Genomic DNA, 17,063 nt, shown 5'->3' on the forward strand with positions numbered 1-17,063 from the left:
GCCTGAAAACCCCCGAAGTCCGATCGCAATACTCCCACCCTGCGCGAGTGCGAACGCATACTTCAGCACGGCGTCGTTCTCTGAGTAGTAGTTGTGCACGACGTCAGTTACAGCGTCATTCAATGGACGCCAGTCCTGCTTCCGTCCCTCTGCCCCTCCCAAGAGATGCATCGTCTGAATTGACGGTGCACCTTTGCTTGTAGCGAGCGTTTCGGCGGCTGTGATCATCGCCCGAGCACCGAGGCTGTGGCCGACCAGCACGTAGCTCTCGACGCGAGTACGCGCCAAGATGCCCGCGAGAGCCACGCCAGTACGGTCTGCTCGGACCATCGCACTGTGCCAGGGATTCTTCGCTAAGTCGGCAGCCAGCAGTGCAGGTGCCACAGGGGCCAACTTCTTCGCCGCGACACGACTTGCCTTCGCAGCCGCTCCGACGGCTCCCTCAACCAGCTGTCGGGCACCGACGTTCCTCAGGACCATCGCTCGGAGTGCCGACAGCTCTTTGCTCCCCCACCGAAGCAAGAAGATCGGCGAGTCGGGATATCGGTCCTGGATCACCTTTATCGCGGGTCCCCAGTTTGGGTTCTTCTCCGTCATGAATCCGCGGGCCACAATTACCGGGATTCCGTCGCCGTCGCTGAACTTTTCGATCTTGAATGACTTGTCTTCGCTGAGATACGCGTTCGTGACACTCGCGCCAAGCGCTGTTCCCAGGGCAGCTCCGAGGGCGGCCACGACGTAAGTACCTCCGACCATGCCGAAGCCACCCGCTGCGACCGCACCGCCTCCGAGCAGCGCAAGTCCGTAACTCGCTGCGGCGGCGCCACTGTAACCAGCCAGCGCACCAATTGCTCCTCCGACAGCCGGAGCAGCAAGAAACCCCCCGGTGGCAACGACGCCCGCGGCTGCAGCCCCAGCCATTGCAATTCGCGACACCCGACTGAGGTTGCGACTGTCAAAGACTCTCAACTTTTCGTAGTCTTCGAGCGAGTCGACCTGTTCGCCCGCCCGCTCGAAACTGGGCAGTTCGTGACGATGCTCGGCGCAAAACCTCGGGACCCGCAGCGATCCGAACGACCGTCGCGCCATATGCGCGCATCGCGGCGACGCGCATCGCAAGGTTGGGGAACCACAAGTCTCGCAAAGATACGCGGGCACCTCAATGCCCGATGTTCGAACCTTCCGATGCGGGCTGAACGTAAAGCACCCCGAACACCATCCGTCTCGAGTTGTGTCCGTCAGCGCGTCGATGAGTTCAGCGATTCCCGCGGCGGTCTTCTCATGGGCATCTGCCTGCGCACGGTGGCTCTTCTTCTTTTCTGCGAGCTTGAACCTGCGGAACTGCTTCTCATGTTTTGCGAACGCCCAAGCGTTGTGAACGAGCGCGGCGTTGCGCATCATCGCTTCGTCTCCGGTGAGCTCGGGTTCGATCGTCTCGAGTGTCCCGCTCAGTTCCAGCTTCCGGCCCATAGGAGAACGAACTTCACACTTCATGCCGTCGTGCGAGACAGGCGTGTAAGTGACAGTTGCAGACACGAAGCTTCTCCTCTATTCGATAGCAAGACCCGAGATAAAGGTACTGGGACAGCCTGACGAAGCCCGAGTGAACGCCTGAACGTGCCGCATCGAGTCTCAGCCAATAGACGGGCACTTCGCCGTTCGGTGCGTCACACCGACAACTGACTCCCCGACCGCCGCAGCTCCGAGAACGCCTTGATCGTCGTCGACACCGCGGACGCAGTCGGCCGTGAATCCGCCCCGGCCTCGGTCTTCGACACCATCACCACGTTGTCGACGTACGGCTGGATGGTGCTGGTGTTCTGCACGGTGGCGACGATGATCAGCTGGAACCCGAACTTGCGGAACGCACTCAGCGCCTGCTGGGCGAACTGCGGGTCGGACTTCGAGAATGCCTCGTCGAGCATCAGCTGGGCGAAGATCGGCCGGTTGTCCTTGCCGTTCGGGCTGGCCAGGTTGAAGCTCAGCGCGCCGGCGAGGCAGAACGCCATCAACTTCTCCTGCTCACCGCCGGAGTTGTCGCCGGCGTTGGAGTAGGTGCGGATGATCTCGCCGCTCTCGGCGTCGAGCTCCTCACAGTAGAAGTCGAACCGGTTGCGCACGTCGAGCGCGTCCCGCGTCCACTGACGGTCCTCCGGGGTGTTGCCGGCGAGTCGTTCACGCAGCAGCAGGATGTCGGAGTACTGCTCCAGGATGGCCTGCTCGTCGCCGAAGCTGACGGCGGTCGCCCGGTTGGAGATCTGACGCGCCTTCTCGGTCAGCTCCTCCACCGCGGCGAGCTTCTTGCGGCCCGGCACCAACCGCAGACGAGTGCCGCGGTTGAACGCCACCGCACCGAGGCCGGTGTTGACGCGCTCGATCTGTTCGACGATGCGGCGTTCCTCGGCGTCGGCGGCCATGTGCAGGCCCAGGATCGCGCCCGGCGCCTGCTCGGTGATCAGGCGGCGCATCCGCTCGTAAGCGGCCGGCAGCTCGCGCTCGTCGATACGCCGACACACCGCGACGTAGTCGTGGATGCGCTCGTCGAAGTCGTCGCTGTCGTTGGGGATGGCGTCCGGGAACTCCTTGTCATAGGTGTCCAGGATGCGGGCCAGCTCATCGCGCGAACGCCGTGCGTCCGAGCGCATCCGGTCACGCTCGCGGGCGCACGCCTTCATGATCTCCTGACGGTACGGCTCCGGGTGCAGCACGTCGAGCGTTGCCGACAGGTCCTCGACGAAGCCGTCGAGGGTCTTCTCCGCCTGCGCGGAGATCGCCTCGGGCTTGAGCCGGTCGAGCAGATCGAGCAGCTGGGTGCGGCGCTCGTCGTGCTTGGCGATCTTGTCCCGCACCAGCGCGGCCTGCGAGATCGCGTGCCGCACCTGCTCCCACAGGTCCTCGGCCTTGCGCTGCAGCGCCTCGACGTCGGGGTTCTCCTCCATGAGGAGGTCGTACTGGTCGGTGAGCTGATCGACGCGATCGTCGACGGAGTCGACGTCGATCTCGTTCCACTGCGTGAACTGCTCGCACACCCGGCGGTAGGCGTCGCGGCGCTTCTCCTTGGCGGAGCGTTCGCGGTCGAGCTCGGCGCAGTCCTCACGCGCGTCCTCGAAAGCCCTTTCCTCGTAGGCCAACTCGTCGCGGAGCGCGGAGATCTTGGACTCGACGTCACCGACGAAGATGTACTGCGACCGGCGCAGCTGCTGGCGGTCGTCCTTGACGGCGAGCTTCGCCGAGTCCTTGCGCAGGCCCTGGTCGGTGACGGCCTTGGCGTGCTGACCGAACTCGTTGGGGCTGTCGACGCACATGTGGTTGCCCAGGCGCGCCAGGATCGTCATCGCCTCGGCGGCACACGGATGCTTCGGGTCGACGGGACGCAGCTTGGACGCCAGGGTGCCCGGCTCGACGTCCGGCATGGGCCGGGTCTCGGCCTGGTGCAGCTGGATCCGCCCGCGCATGTCGTGCGAGTTGACGAAGCGCAGGGCGGCGCGGAAGTGCTTGTCCGGCACGAGGAGTCGGAGTCCGGCGTTGCGCAGAACCTTCTCGACGGCCAGGCGCCAGCGTTCCTCGTCGGGGTCGAGTTCGACGAGCTCGGCGACGTACTTGAGCTCCGACTCGTCGATCTGCAGCGCGTGCGCGATCATGCGGCGCATCTCGTGCTCGGTGCGCGGCAGCGCGCTACCGGCCTGCTCGACGCGGCTCAGCTCCTCCTGCGCGGTGTCGCGGCGGGTACGCGCCGCGACCTCGCGCGCGAGCGCCTCGGCGTAGTGGGCCCGGCCGGCCTCGAGCTGGTTGTCGAGCTTGGTGGCCTCCTCGAGGAGTTCCTCGCGCAGCGACCAGAAGCCCTCGGCGTTGGTCGGGGGCGAGAAGCCCAGCGCAGAGATCTTGTCCTCGTAGGCGTTGCGTCGCGCGGTGACCTCGGTGCTGAGTTTCTGCGCGCCACCGAGCTGCTCGCGCAGCGGGGCGAGGTCGCCGGTCGACGTCGCGATGCGGGCCAGCAGCAGGCTGTGGTCCTGGCGCAGCTGGTCGTGCTGGGTGGTCAGCGCCGCGAGATCGCCGTCGAGCCGGGCGATCTGGTCGTCGAGGTCGGCGATCTCCGGCTCGGCGTTGCGGATCCGCAGGTTGTTCACGTACGCGCGAACGGTGGCGGAATCGATCGTGTCGAGCACGCTGAACGTGGCCGACTCCCCCGCGTACCGCTCGTGGATCTCCTCGATGTTGCCGAGGATGGTGCGCTTGCGGCGGGCGATGTCGAGCAACTCGCGGGCCTCCACGAGCGGGTCGATCTGCTCGAGCGCGTCGGAGATGCCCACGATGGACGTCGGGGCGTCGAGCATGAACTCCCGCACGAACTGCGCCAGACCGCCGACGCTCTTGAGCGACTTGGCCTTTCCGAGCAGCTGCTGGGCGGCCTCGGAGGCGCGGATGCCGATCAGCGAGTACAGCGTCGACAGGTACTTGCCCTCGCCAGGGCCGCCCTTCCAGCCGCGCTCGCGGAACTTGGCCGAGTTGTGGTTGGACGCGGCCCACTCGTTGCAGACGTCGACGATGTCGGCGTCGCCGTCGTAGATGAAGTAGGCGCTGTGGGCGTCGGTCATCTTGCCGGCGGCCAGCCACTTGAGGACCAGGCCGGTGATCGACGTGCCCGAGGTGGACGTGTAGGTGACGGCGATCGCCGCCCACGCGGGACCGGTCCCACGCAGGTACATGATTTCGCGGTGCGCACCCGCGCCGTCGCGCTTCTCGCCCCAGGCGCCGCGCACGTACTTGCCGACGGTGCGCTTGCCGCTCGACGACCCGGCGGCGGTGGCGTCGCTCGAGGCGTTGAAGTTGCGGCGGTGGTCGGGCAGGAACGCCAGCGAGATGGCGTCGAGCAACGACGACTTACCGCTACCCGATGAGCCGGTGATCAGAGATCCGTTGGCGCTGAACGGGATCGAGTGATACCCGTCGAACACGCCCCAGTTGATCAGCTGCAACCGGGACAGGTGGTACTGGTCGACCTGCCCGCTCACCAGTCGTCTCCTTCGTCTCCGTAGGCGTCCGCGTCGTCAAAGTCCCGGCCGTCGTGATCACGGGCATCGTCGGTATCCAACTCGCCGGGATCGGCGGCGCCCTCCGGGGGCTCCTCCCCCTCCTCGCCGGAGCCGATGAACTGCTCGAACTGCTGCTGCAGGTCGGTGATGACGGAGGCGGTCATGACCGCCGAGATCACCGGGCTGATCACGTAGGTGTCGGCGTCGTCGCGCTGCTTGCGCAGGAACTCCAGTTCCTCCATCTTGTCGATGGCGCGCTCGATGCGCTTGTCGAACAGGGCGAGGTCGCGGTCGATGGTGTTGGTGACGCCGGCGAAGAGCTCGTGGATCTCCTCGCGGGTGATCAGCACCGGCTCGTCGCGCGCGGCGCGGATGTACTTGGCCAGGTGCAGCGCCAGGATGGCGTCGTAGGTGTGGATGGTCTCGCGCTTGAGGATCCGCCGGCCCCACCGGGACTCGTAGCCGGCCTGCTCGACGAATGCGACCTGCAGCTCGTCGACGATGCGCAGGCGCAGGTCCAGCTCAGAGAGGCGCACGCGCAGCGCGTCCTGGTACTCGGCCACCCACGACCACAGCTGCGGCTGCCGGTCGCCGGAGATGTAGCGACGGGTCAGCAGGTTCTGCAACGCCCAGCAGGCGCGGTCGGGCAGCTCGCTGACGTCGCCGTCGAAGCGCGGTGCGCTCGTGGCGTGCGACTGCGCGGCGGTCGCCGCGACGGTCGGCAGGTCGTCGAAGCCGGCGTACTCGGATGACAAGGCGTCGGTTTCCCTGGCCTCCGTCTCCGGCGTATCGGCCTCGGCGGTCTCGGGACCCTCGTTGACGGTCTCGTCGGTGGTGGTCATTCGGCGTCGACCTCCGCAGTCGGAATCGGTTCGATGAACGTCAGGTCGGGGACGTCGATGACGTGGTCCTCCCCGACGAGGGACCGGAATCGCACGGTGGTCATCGGTATCTTCTCCCCCGGTTTCGCCTGTTTCTGCGCCCACGACCACAGCACGATGACGTGCGCGAGGTACGGCTCGTCGAGCCCCTCGATCACCTCGGTGAGCGGGACGGGCCCGTCGGCGACGGCGCTGTTGACGGTCTCGGTGAGCTCGACGGTGTCGACCTGGCCGGTCAGCGATGCGAACGCCGAGAGGTCCGCGGCGTCGTGGGCCGCGGGCAGTGCCGGGGCGGGCGGCACGTGCTCGCGGATCTCGAAGGTCAGGCGTCCGATCGAGTTGACGGTCGGGGCGGCCAGCGGCAGCTCGTAGCCGAGGCGGCGGTCGGCGAGCGAGGACTTGAGCAGCTCGTTGGCGGTGGCCAGCGCGTCGTTGAGCTGCCGGGCCAGGCCGCGGCTCTGCTCGAGGGTGCCCGACGCGACGAAGCGCCGGATACGACGCGCACACCGTTGCCGGGTGCGGCCGACCTCGGCCATCTGCTCGGACACGATGCTGAAGAAGTTGTCCATCACCGACCGCAGTCCGGCGTCCATGCCCGGGAAGTTCTCGATGATGGTGTCGATGTCGGCCTGCAGCCGAACACGACGCTCCGGATCCTGGATCATCTGCACGAACGCCTGGTACGACGCCGACTGCGACGACTGCAGCAGCGCCTCGTAGTCGTCGAACAGCTGGCGCTGGCGGTCGCGGTAGGCGAGATCGGAGTCACCCGGGTCGTCGAGCAGCGCGGTGGTGATGCGGTCGAGCATCGCCCCGTACTGGCCGATGTCGGAGATGATCTGCTCCATCTGATAGGCGATGGCGCGGGCGGAGTCCTCGGCGACCCGCAGGTCCGGCGGCGGGCGGCGGCCGGCCTCGAGGTCGGCGAGCTCGGCGTCGAGCTCCTCCATCTGGGCCTCGATCTCCGAGCGGATCTGCTCGGGATCGTTGGTGACCTGTCCGGCGACGCGGCGCAGCTCCGAGGCGATGCCGGTGATCGAGCCGCCGGTGGCCACCGAGTCCTCGCGGCGCTGGCGGCGCATGAAGTCCAGGACCGAGCGGGCCTCGCTGGTGAGGTGGCAGATATTGGGTGCGTTGGGGTCGCTGGTGTCGGTGACGCGGTGCAGCCAGCCCTGCCGCGCCCACAGCTTGACCAGTTCGAGGCCGGTGGGCTGGTCGTCGGAGAGTTCGAGCTGGGTGAGGTCGCGATCGAGACGCATCGTCAGCTCGGGTTCGCTCATCTTGGCGCCGTAGTCCAGGTGGCGTTCCATCAAGGTGACGTAGAGAGCCGAGTTCGACGCCGCGAACAGCCGGACGGCCGCCGACTTCTGCAGCGAACGGTTCGCCTCGAGGGCGTCGTGCAGCGTGACCTGCGCAGATTCCGACGGCGCAGCTGCGCGCCCGACCTCGTGCTGAGCCGGGAAGGCAGAACTCTCCATCGCCGCCTCACGTGGATCTCGGGGACTACAGGACCCGAGGTAGTGTGCCACGTCCCGCAAACCGGGCATCAGTCTGGGCAGCGAGCAGAGTGGCAGTCGCCGCTCAGGTGTCCGCGCCCGGACAGTAGCCGCCCTACTCGCTGTAGCCGTATAGGAGCCTCGCAGCCGTTGCGTACTTGGCACTCAAGTCTTTGTGAACGCGGTCGATGTACTCCGCAGACTTCTGGTCAGGGTTGATCGCCCGTTCACTCGTGTGAAAAGTCGGGATCGATCTGATGCCGGCCACCGACCGCGGGGCGATCTCCCCCGCCAACAGCCCCCAGATTCGCTTCGCCACGACACCATTGAGGATCACGACTTCGATGTCGGGAGTCAGCGCGAGGAAATCCCGCAGCGCCAATGCAGCACGGCGGTCAGTATCGGTCGTCTGCGGATGAGGCTTTGGCCACGGGTACGCATTCCACGAAACTATGTCCGATACAGCGATACCGGCCTCGTTGAGGAAGAACTTCTGACGAGCAGCAGTCAGGTCCGCATTCTCGAGGCAGATCATGCCGGACCCATCAGTCTTGCCAAGGTCTGTCTTCGGGCCTGGGTCCTGCATAAGCGTCAAGAGTCTCGCCTTCACTCCGCCGTAGGTCGGCGCCACATACGGAATCAGTGTCTTGCGTTCAGTTCGCAGTCTGTCGACGTACTCATTGATGGACCTCACTTGTGGCTCGTATCGACGCCGGTACAAATCGTCTCGGTATGCCTTGTCCTTACAGCGCTGAAGTGACAACGCTTCCGCCGCATTGGCCGCAGTCGGCACCTGCCGGGCTCCTCCTGTCTGGCGAGGAGGGCGACCACTCGGGTGCCTCTGGCCCTCTGCAAGCGGTGGCATTCGAAAGCCGGGTTCTACGCTCTCGACGACCAACGAAGCTCCGGCGGGCAGGTGAACCTTGTCACCGGCTCGACGACGCCTCACGGCCTGCCCCATCGGAGAGTCGTACGAGATGGTTTCGTACTCGGTGTCGGTGTGGCGCTCTGTGAGCACAAAGGTGTCGCGATGCCCGTCTAGGTATCGGACCGTCACGATCGAACCTGCCACCACCCAATCGTCGGTCGGGCCCCAAGCGGCGAGTTTGTCACGGTCAACGATGTACTGTTCGCGGCCGATGATGAGTCCACGCTGCCGCTCTTTCACTTGGCGGAGTCGCTGCTCGTACCGCCGATAATCGGCGAGGAGGTCACCGCCGTCTCGGCACTCAGCCAGCTTTTCCAGGAGTTCCTTCTCCTGCTTGGCAAGCTCTTCTGCCGCAATGTCGTACTGCTCCAGCTCCCGATCAAAACACACCGGCGTGGCGTCTCCGGGCGAAGTAACAGTCGCCGATTGCGTGGCGTCCGCACTATCTACCGCGTCCCCACCCGCCGCGCTGGCCTCCTCAACCGACAGGTCTGTCCCGGGTACATGATCGGTGTTGGCAGTCGCTCTCCTTGATTTCGGCTTCTTCGTTTGCCGCCGCCCAGAGTCTGGGCTGTCGGCGGCACGCTCGCGTATCGACGTCTTCAGAGTCTCCGCGACACGGTCCCGGAGCTCGCGAAGCAGACTACGAGGCTGTTCCATTCGTCGCATGGTAGTAACAGAACAAGGCATATGCGCTCCGATCCCGTCCAGGCTCAAGGACGGTTGGCGTGCGCTGGCGAAGCGACTCGCGTCTATTCTGAGCCAATGGTGATGGCAGATCGTCCCGAGGTAGAGACCGCATCCGCTCCGCTGACGGCGTTGACTGTCATCGGCCTGGCCCAGAACATGCTGAACGGACTCGCCCGGGTTCCGTTCACGAAACCGTGGTCCGGCCCGTCGGGGCTGCTCGACAACATCGGCCAGGCGGTCACGCGCCAGACCATCCGATCGTTCATGGGCTACTCGGCGGGACTGCCCATCGAGGAGTTCCGGTCGATGGAGAAGATCCTCGATCAGATCTGCCGCGTCGTGATGCCGCCCTTCGTCGAGTTCACCGACGGAGTGGAACTCACCGACGACACCGTCGGCGGAATCCCCGGCCTGTGGTGCCGCGCCAAGGCGTCGACCGACGCCTATGTGGAGGACGACGAGGACAAGCAGGCGATCGGCGCGACGATCCTCTACCTGCACGGCGGCGGGTACGTCGGGACCACCCCGATGATGTACGCGTCGTTCGCGTCGTCGCTGGTAAAGATCACCGGCTTCGAGGTGTTCATCCCCGACTACCGGATGGCCCCCGAATTCCCCTACCCCGCAGGCGTTCTCGACGCCGCGGAGGTGTACAAGGACCTCATCGGGCGCGGGGTGACGCCGGATCACATCATCGTCGCCGGCGACTCGGGCGGCGGCGGGCTCGCGGCGTCGCTGGTCTCCTACCTGCATTCGGAGGGCATGCCGAAACCGGCCGCACTCGCCCTGTTCTCCCCCGAGATCGACCTCGACCTCGACCATCCGTCGGTCACCGAGAACGCCAAGCTCGACGTGCTGCCGTGGAACATCCCGGTCACCCCCTACCTCCACGGCATCCAGCCGAACGACGAGCGGGTGTCACTGACCAACGCCGATCCGGATCCGGAGTGGGTTCCGCCCACCTTCATCTGCTGGGGGCAGGACGAGATGTTCCGCGACGGCATCCGGGAGTTCGCGGCACGGCTCAAGGAAGCCGGGGTCCCGACCCACACGATCGAGGAGCGCGGCATGTTCCATGTCTTCCCGATCCTCATGCCCTGGGCAGAGGCGTCGAAGCGCGTGTTCCGCGCGCTGCACGAGCTCGCCCAGGAGCACGTCACCACCGACCCGGCCGCGATTCAGACGCACTGACGCTCGCAGCACGATCTCCGAGGCCTCGTATGTATCAGGCCAGGACGAACGCGAGCAGGAAGCCACCAGCCGTCGCCAGTCCGACCCACCAGCCGCCCTCGCGGTAGGCCTCCGGCATCAGGCCGTTGGCGAGCACGCCGAGCGTCGCGCCGCCGGCGAAGGCCTGGACGACGCTGGTGGCGGTCGGCGAGGTGAACCCGGAGACCGCGGACCCGCCGACGGTGACGCCGGCGAGGATCGCGGCGGTCGTCATCCAGAGGATCAGGGCCGAGCGGATCGAGGCGTCGTGCTCCCGGCGCATCAGAGACGCCCCGCTGACCGCTTCCGGGACGTTGCCGACCGCGATCGCCACCACGAGGACGATCGAACCGCCCGCGCTCAGCGACACACCGAGGGCCGTGTTCTCGGGCACGCCGTCGAGGAAGACCCCGAGCATGAGCGCCGGGCCGATCGCACTGGAGGAGAGCCGGGTCTCGACGAGATGGTCGGCGAGCACGTAGACGGCCGTCCCGAGGAACAGCGCCGGCCCCGCGAGGCCGATCCCCGCCTGGGCGAAGGCCGGCTGGAAGAGCTCGGAGGAGACCGCGGCGATCATGGTGCCCGCACCGAATGCCATCAGCGTCGCGAGGAGACGTGCGGGGAGGTCCCAGCGCAGCCCCACGGCGGCGCCGATCGCGATCGGCACGGCGGTCGCGAGTCCGTAGATGATGGCGGTCAGCATGGCTGCGCTTTCGATCGTGGGTTCGGATGGGCGCGGGGAAGCAGTCGCAACGGACGCGTGAACGAGCCTGGATGGGTAAGGGCACCCGACAGCGCGCGGAACTGTCCGATTGGCGACACTCGAGCGCCGGTTCGCCGGATTCCGCACCGAACAGGTCACAAATTTGCGGATCCCGCACTCGACCTGAGGCCGGACAGAGGATATGCTGACTTATGTCCGATGGACCGGTCAGACCCCCGACCCGACCGGTTCGTCGGACATTTATTTTGCGCGCGACCGGTCAGGTCCCTGCGCGGGCATTCCTGCTGGTGTGCCCGACGGCCATGTTTCGCGGATCCCGTGTCGATTTAGTCCGGCGGTAACCACCCGGTAATCGACAAGCGGTGAACTGGTCCCTGTAGCGCAGACAGCTACTCATCGAGATCGACGTTACGATCCACCTTCTCTCCCGGGCAGCGCCGCCCGATCGGCCTTTCTCCCTCACGCCGCCCACGTGTTGCGGCGTCGTCATGTCTTCAGGAGTTCCCGTGCCCTCTTTCGACGAAACCATCACCGCGAACATCGAGGCCTCGCTGGCGGAGATCCCGCACCCTTCGCTGCCGAAGGGCTCGAACATCTACGGCGGCACCAAGATCTTCCCCGACTACCAGGCCGAGAACGGCGAGAGCTACTTCACGCTGGTGCACGGCATCGCGCACGAGTCGTCGGTGTCGTTCGTGGCGGTCCTGCAGGCCACCCGCGCACTGCGCAAGGGCTTCGAGTCGGCCATGTACTTCTACGGTCCCGGCGCGATCAATTGCCTTGCCACACGCGGATTTCCGACGACCGGCGACTCCGGCTTCCCCGGTGAGCAGAACATCAACAACGCGCTCGAGACCTTCATCGCCGAGGGCGGCACGGTGTTCTGCTGCCGCTTCGGCCTGGCCCTGCACGGCGGTCGCGAGGAGGACCTGATCGAGGGCGTCATCCCCGCGCACCCGCTCGACGTGCAGGACGCGATCATCCATTACGCCCGCAAGGGAGCGATCATCAACTCGACGTACATGGTCTGAGCGACACCACGATTCGACAATGATCACCGACCCTGGGGAACGCCCATGACCATCATCGGATCCGTCGCGGCGAATTTCACCCGCGACCTGGAACAGAACTACGCGACGATCGAGCAGTATGTCGCCGAGGCGCGTGCGCGCGGCGTCGACTTCCTGGTCTTCCCGGAGGCGGCGATCGGCGGCTACCTCTCGTCGCTCGGCAACCACGGCGACACCCGCAAGACCAGTGCCCGGTCGCTGCCGCCGGCCATCACCCTCGACGGACCCGAGCTCGCCCGGGTGCAGTCCATCGTCGGGGATCTGGTGGTGGCGATCGGGTTCTGCGAGCTCGGGGAGGACGGTGAGACCCGCTACAACGCGGCCGCAGTCCTCGACGGCGACCGCGTCTACGGCAGCTACCGCAAGGTGCACCAACCGCTCGGCGAGAACATGTCGTACTCGTCGGGCACCGGGTACGACGTGTTCGACACGCCGGTCGGACGCGTCGGGCTCCAGATCTGTTACGACAAGGCCTTTCCCGAGGCCGCCCGGATCATGGCGCTCGAGGGCGCGGAGATCATCGCGAGCCTCTCGGCATGGCCGGCGGCCCGCACCGCGACCGCCGAGAACCTCCAGGAGGACCGGTGGACCTACCGGTTCAACCTCTTCGACACCGCCCGCGCCCTGGAGAACCAGGTGTTCTGGGTGGCGTCGAACCAGTCGGGGACGTTCGGCTCGCTGCGGTACGTGGGTAACGCGAAAATCGTCGACCCGGGCGGAAACATCCTCGCCACAACGCTTCTCGGCAGCGGCATGGCCGTCGCCGAGATCGACGTCGCGTCGGCGTTCACCACGATGCGGGCCGGGATGTTCCACCTGCGGGACCGCCGGCCCGAAGTGTACGGACCGATCACCGAACCACAGGGCGCCGATGTCGCCTGGATGGAGTTGGCCCATGCCTGAGATGACACTGCAGGTGCGCTGGCCCGACGGGATCCTCCGCCAGTACTACTCCCCCAGCCTCGTGCTCCACGACCACCTGGCCCCGGGCACATATCGGGTCGACGATTTCACGACCCGCGCCTGTGCCGGACTCCGGGAGGCCGGCGAGCGGGTGAAGGCCACGTTCGGCTTCGCCTGCACCTCGGCGGCCGCGTCGTCCGAGGCGATCGTCAACGACTCACGACGGCATCCGGCGTCGGCGGAGGTCGTGGTGGTGACCATGTACCCGCCGCTCCCGGAACCGAGCCGCGAGACCGCGCGACAGGCACAGGAGGCGTCATGAGCACACATGTGCCGGTCGTCGTGATCGGCGGTGGCCAGGCCGGGCTGTCGGTGAGCTGGTACCTCGGCCGGTCCGGCATCGAGCACCTCGTCGTCGAGGCTGAGACCGCCGTCCACGCGTGGGCCGACAAGCGTTGGGACAACTTCACTCTCGTCACGCCGAACTGGCATTGCCGACTCCCCGGCTACACCTACACCGGACCGGACCCGGACGGGTTCATGACCCGCGACGAGGTCGTCGCGTGGCTCCGGGGATGGCTGGAGACCTTCGACGCGCCGCTGGTCGAGCACACGACCGTCACTCGCCTGTGCCGGATCGACGGGAACCGCTTCGAGCTGACGCTGGACGGACCCGACGGCGCCGACACCGTCACCTGCGACCAGGCGGTCATCGCGACCGGCGGGTACCCGCTGCCGGTGATCCCGCCGTTCGCGCCGGCACTCGATCCGGGCGTCCACCAGATCCACTCCGAGCAGTACTTCAACCCGGAGCAGCTGCCCGACGGCGCGGTCTTGGTCGTCGGAACCGGCCAGTCCGGCACCCAGATCGCCGAGGACCTGCACCTCGCGGGACGACAGGTGCACCTGGCGGTCGGGAACGCCCCGCGCGTGGCCCGCACCTACCGCGGGCGCGACTGCATGACGTGGCTGGCGGACATGGGCCTCTACGACACACCGACCCAGGAGTACCCGGGCGGACGAGCCGCGCAGGAGAAGACCAACCACTACGTCACCGGGCGCGACGGCGGCCGCGACATCGACCTGCGGGCGTTCGCGCTCGACGGCATGAAGCTGTACGGGATGCTCACCGACGGCAAGGACTCCACGCTGCGGTTCGCGCCGACGCTCACCGAATCGCTCGACAAGGCCGATGCCGTCTACAACTCGATCTGCGGCGACATCGACCGCTACATCGACGCCAGGGGCATCGACGCCCCGCCGCCGTCGCGCTACGAACCGGTGTGGACACCGCCCGAGGACCCCGCCGAGTTGGATCTCGCGGCCGCGGGGATCACGTCGATCATCTGGGCCATCGGATACCGCCCCGACTACCGGTGGATTGAGGCGAGTGCGTTCGACGGCGCCGGCCGACCCATGCAGACCCGGGGGATCACCGAGGTCCCGGGATTGAGCTTCATCGGCCTGCCGTGGATGCACACCTGGGGATCGGGGCGGTTCCTCGGCATCGACCGCGACGCGCGGTACGTGGCCGAGCACATCGTCGCCAGCCTCGGCGAGAACCGGCCGAGGCTGGCCGCCGCCCAGTAGCCCGGCCCAGAAGACCTGAGACCACCTCCACGAGGAGCACCCATGACTGTTTCCACGAGAGTCGATCTGGCCCTGCTCGGCATCCGGGGAGAAGCGCCCGTGCAACGCACGGGCGGAGCCGGACCCAGCGACGACGGCCACCTGATGATCGATGGGCTGCACGCCGCGATCCCGCGGAACCCGCAGAGCCCCTATGTCTTCGACGGCAACCGCGTGCTCTACGACGGCGCGGACGTCGGTATCGACGTCGAGGCGATCGGCCGGCCGCGGTTCTACGGCCTGCAGACCGCCGACGGCATCGGCTACGAGAAGATCGCCCGGCTGCACGGACGCGACGTCCTCGCGACCACCGTCGTGCAGACGTGCATCCGGTACGACGAGTCACAGCGGTGCCGGTTCTGCTCGATCGAGGAATCGCTGAGGTCGGGCTCGACGATCGCGGTGAAGAAGCCCGACCAGCTGGCCGAGGTGGCCCGCGCCGCCGTGGACCTCGACGGCGTGACGCAGATGGTCATGACCACCGGCACCACCAACGGCCGCGACCGCGGAGCCCGCCACCTCGCGCGGTGCGTCCGCGCGGTCAAGGCGGCCGTCCCCGGCCTCCCGATCCAGGTGCAGTGCGAACCGCCCGCCGAGCACGCCGTCATCACCGAACTCCGCGACGCCGGGGCCGATGCGATCGGCATCCACGTCGAATCGCTCGACGACGACGTGCGCCGGCGATGGATGCCCGGCAAGTCGACCGTTCCGCTGTCGGAGTACCGGGCCGCGTGGGAGGAGGCGGTGCGCGTCTTCGGGCGCAACCAGGTGTCGACATACCTGCTCGTCGGTCTCGGTGAGAACCCCGACGAGCTGATCGCCGGGGCGAAGGAGCTCGCCGACATGGGCGTCTACCCGTTCGTCGTGCCGTTCCGCCCGCACGCCGGCACGCTCGCCGTCGACGTCGACAAGGCGTCGGGGCCGGACCCGGCGGTCCTCGAGAAGGTCAGCCGCGAGGTCGCGTCCTACCTGCACCTGATCGGCATGTCGGGGGCCGATCAGCGCGCCGGGTGCGCCGCCTGCGGGGCGTGCAGCATCCTGCCGACGGTGGGTGGGTGAGATGGACAGAGCACTCGGCCTGCGCGGCGAGCTGTCGATCCTCGCGGGTCGCCGCCACGCCGACCCCCGCCCCGACTTCCTGATCACCGTCGCCGACACGCCCGCCGAACACGCGGCATACCGGCGGCTGCGGCACCTGGAGTTCGTCGAACGACAACAGCTGTTCCCTCACTCCGACCTCGACGATACCGACCACGACCCGGCTGCCGTGGTGCTCGTCGCCACGCTGCACGACGGGACCATCGTCGGCGGGGTGCGGGTGGCGCCGGTGCGCTGGAACTCCTCGACCGAGGACATCGGCTGGTGGTTCGGCAGCAGGCTCGTCGTCGCCGACCACCGCCACGCCGCCGGGATCGGGCCCGCGCTCGTCCGCGCCGCGTGCGCCCACGTCGAACAGCAGGGCGCGGTGCGGTTCGACGCCACGGTGCAGGATCGGTACGCGCCGATGTTCCGGCGCCTCGGTTGGGTCGACGTCGGCGCGGGCGAGGTGATCGCCGGCCGGGCGCATCGCGAGATGCGGTGGCCGATCGACCGCATCCAGCGGACCGTCGACGGCACCAAAGCGGTTCTTGCGCAAGCGCTCGCACCCTTCGCCGATCAGGACGGCGGCCTCGGCGCGTCGGGCTTCCGCGGTGACGACGGTGTGCCGCTGCCCGGAACCGACGTCATCGCCGCGTGCGACGCGATCATCCCGTCGATGATCGAACGGGATCCCGAGTGGGCCGGATGGTGTTCGGTGCTCGTCAACGTCAACGATCTCTCGGCGATGGGCGCCCGTCCGATCGGGTTGCTCGACGCGGTGGGAGCACCCACCACCTCGCACCTGACGAGGATCATCCGCGGCATCTCCGCCGCCGCGCGGGCCTGGCGCACACCGGTTCTCGGCGGGCACACGCAGGTCGGGGTGCCGTCGGCCCTGTCGGTGACCGCGCTGGGGACCACGCCTGCTCCCCTGCGCGCCGGCCGCGGCGCCGTCGGGGACACGGTCACCCTGCACGCCGACCTCGGCGGATCGTGGCGACCCGGCTACCACGACCGCCAGTGGGATTCGACGAGCTCGCGGTCGAGCGACGAATTGTGCGCCATGGCCGGTCATCTCGCACGGGTCGCGCCGGCGGCCGCGAAGGACGTCAGCATGGCCGGCATCGCCGGCACGCTCGGCATGCTCGCCGAGGCGTCGGGCACGGGCGCCGAACTCGACGTGACCGCCCTCCCCCGTCCCCGCGACGCGTCGATGGGCGCCTGGCTCACCTGCTTCCCCGGATACGCGATGCTCAGCGCCGACCGTCCCGGACGAGGCGCCGGCGTCGCGGCGCCGGAGACGCTGACGATCGCCGACTGCGGACGCCTCACCGCCGAACCGGGCGTGCGGCTGCGCTGGCCCGACGGCGAGGTGAGCGTCGCGGTGGACTCGACCGTCACCGGGCTGGGGGTCGCGTGA

Annotated in this window: 13 protein-coding genes; 7 read left to right on the forward strand and 6 right to left on the reverse strand. The window is 67.5% G+C overall.

What is annotated here, in order from left to right; genetic code table 11:
* The 5 genes from GP2_RS21120 to GP2_RS04965 all read right to left on the reverse strand — a co-directional run.
* Positions 1–1,536: DUF726 domain-containing protein (locus tag GP2_RS21120; protein ID WP_006899375.1), on the reverse strand; the 1,536-nt coding region annotated here is incomplete at its 3' end.
* Positions 1,537–1,667: 131 nt separating this feature from the next.
* A complete protein-coding gene (locus GP2_RS04950; protein WP_006899376.1) occupies positions 1,668–5,012 on the reverse strand; it encodes an ATP-binding protein in 3,345 nt (1,114 codons plus the stop codon).
* Complete coding sequence (locus tag GP2_RS04955) at positions 5,009–5,875, reverse strand: DUF4194 domain-containing protein (RefSeq protein ID WP_006899377.1); 867 nt, start codon at positions 5,873–5,875, stop codon at positions 5,009–5,011. Before GP2_RS04955 ends, GP2_RS04950 begins: the two co-directional genes overlap by 4 nt.
* Positions 5,872–7,392 (reverse strand): DUF3375 domain-containing protein, encoded by a 1,521-nt coding sequence (locus tag GP2_RS04960; protein WP_006899378.1) that lies wholly within the window; start codon positions 7,390–7,392, stop codon positions 5,872–5,874. Before GP2_RS04960 ends, GP2_RS04955 begins: the two co-directional genes overlap by 4 nt.
* A gap of 133 nt (positions 7,393–7,525) precedes the next feature.
* Complete coding sequence (locus tag GP2_RS04965; protein ID WP_006899379.1) at positions 7,526–8,998, reverse strand: GreA/GreB family elongation factor; 1,473 nt, start codon at positions 8,996–8,998, stop codon at positions 7,526–7,528.
* A 105-nt stretch (positions 8,999–9,103) separates the two neighbouring features.
* Here GP2_RS04965 and GP2_RS04970 point away from each other — a divergent pair, with 105 nt between their 5' ends.
* Positions 9,104–10,219 carry an alpha/beta hydrolase gene (locus GP2_RS04970; RefSeq protein WP_006899380.1) on the forward strand — a complete coding sequence of 372 codons (1,116 nt, stop codon included), beginning with the start codon at positions 9,104–9,106 and terminating at the stop codon, positions 10,217–10,219.
* A 34-nt stretch (positions 10,220–10,253) separates the two neighbouring features.
* Here the strand turns inward: GP2_RS04970 and GP2_RS04975 are convergent, their stop codons facing one another.
* On the reverse strand, positions 10,254–10,940 hold the full coding sequence (locus tag GP2_RS04975; protein ID WP_006899381.1) for a ZIP family metal transporter: 687 nt from the start codon (positions 10,938–10,940) through the stop codon (positions 10,254–10,256).
* Between the two features lie 527 nt (positions 10,941–11,467).
* Here GP2_RS04975 and GP2_RS04980 point away from each other — a divergent pair.
* The 6 genes from GP2_RS04980 to GP2_RS05005 are packed head-to-tail and all read left to right on the forward strand — an operon-like array spanning position 11,468 to position 17,063.
* Complete coding sequence (locus GP2_RS04980) at positions 11,468–11,992, forward strand: MSMEG_0572/Sll0783 family nitrogen starvation response protein (protein WP_006899382.1); 525 nt, start codon at positions 11,468–11,470, stop codon at positions 11,990–11,992.
* Between the two features lie 45 nt (positions 11,993–12,037).
* Complete coding sequence (locus tag GP2_RS04985) at positions 12,038–12,934, forward strand: carbon-nitrogen hydrolase family protein (RefSeq protein ID WP_006899383.1); 897 nt, start codon at positions 12,038–12,040, stop codon at positions 12,932–12,934.
* Positions 12,927–13,256: an MSMEG_0570 family nitrogen starvation response protein gene (locus GP2_RS04990; protein WP_006899384.1), complete on the forward strand. Its 330-nt coding sequence runs from the start codon at positions 12,927–12,929 to the stop codon at positions 13,254–13,256. Before GP2_RS04985 ends, GP2_RS04990 begins: the two co-directional genes overlap by 8 nt.
* Entirely contained in the window at positions 13,253–14,524 is a 1,272-nt protein-coding gene (locus GP2_RS04995; protein WP_006899385.1) for an MSMEG_0569 family flavin-dependent oxidoreductase, read from the forward strand. Before GP2_RS04990 ends, GP2_RS04995 begins: the two co-directional genes overlap by 4 nt.
* Before the next feature lie 42 nt (positions 14,525–14,566).
* Positions 14,567–15,622, forward strand: coding sequence for an MSMEG_0568 family radical SAM protein (locus tag GP2_RS05000; RefSeq protein WP_006899386.1), 1,056 nt, complete (start codon positions 14,567–14,569; stop codon positions 15,620–15,622).
* 1 nt (position 15,623) lies between these two features.
* Positions 15,624–17,063: an MSMEG_0567/sll0787 family protein gene (locus GP2_RS05005; RefSeq protein WP_006899387.1), complete on the forward strand. Its 1,440-nt coding sequence runs from the start codon at positions 15,624–15,626 to the stop codon at positions 17,061–17,063.

It is taken from the genome of Gordonia paraffinivorans NBRC 108238 (assembly GCF_000344155.1).
Lineage (GTDB): Bacteria > Actinomycetota > Actinomycetes > Mycobacteriales > Mycobacteriaceae > Gordonia > Gordonia paraffinivorans.

Coding starts and splice junctions, on each gene's coding strand:
- GP2_RS04955 (WP_006899377.1), bottom strand. CDS start 5,875: ATGACCACCACCGACGAGACCGTCAACGAGGGTCCCGAGACCGCCGAG.
- GP2_RS04960 (WP_006899378.1), bottom strand. CDS start 7,392: ATGGAGAGTTCTGCCTTCCCGGCTCAGCACGAGGTCGGGCGCGCAGCT.
- GP2_RS04965 (WP_006899379.1), bottom strand. CDS start 8,998: ATGGAACAGCCTCGTAGTCTGCTTCGCGAGCTCCGGGACCGTGTCGCG.
- GP2_RS04970 (WP_006899380.1), top strand. CDS start 9,104: ATGGTGATGGCAGATCGTCCCGAGGTAGAGACCGCATCCGCTCCGCTG.
- GP2_RS04975 (WP_006899381.1), bottom strand. CDS start 10,940: ATGCTGACCGCCATCATCTACGGACTCGCGACCGCCGTGCCGATCGCG.
- GP2_RS04985 (WP_006899383.1), top strand. CDS start 12,038: ATGACCATCATCGGATCCGTCGCGGCGAATTTCACCCGCGACCTGGAA.
- GP2_RS04990 (WP_006899384.1), top strand. CDS start 12,927: ATGCCTGAGATGACACTGCAGGTGCGCTGGCCCGACGGGATCCTCCGC.
- GP2_RS04995 (WP_006899385.1), top strand. CDS start 13,253: ATGAGCACACATGTGCCGGTCGTCGTGATCGGCGGTGGCCAGGCCGGG.
- GP2_RS05000 (WP_006899386.1), top strand. CDS start 14,567: ATGACTGTTTCCACGAGAGTCGATCTGGCCCTGCTCGGCATCCGGGGA.
- GP2_RS05005 (WP_006899387.1), top strand. CDS start 15,624: ATGGACAGAGCACTCGGCCTGCGCGGCGAGCTGTCGATCCTCGCGGGT.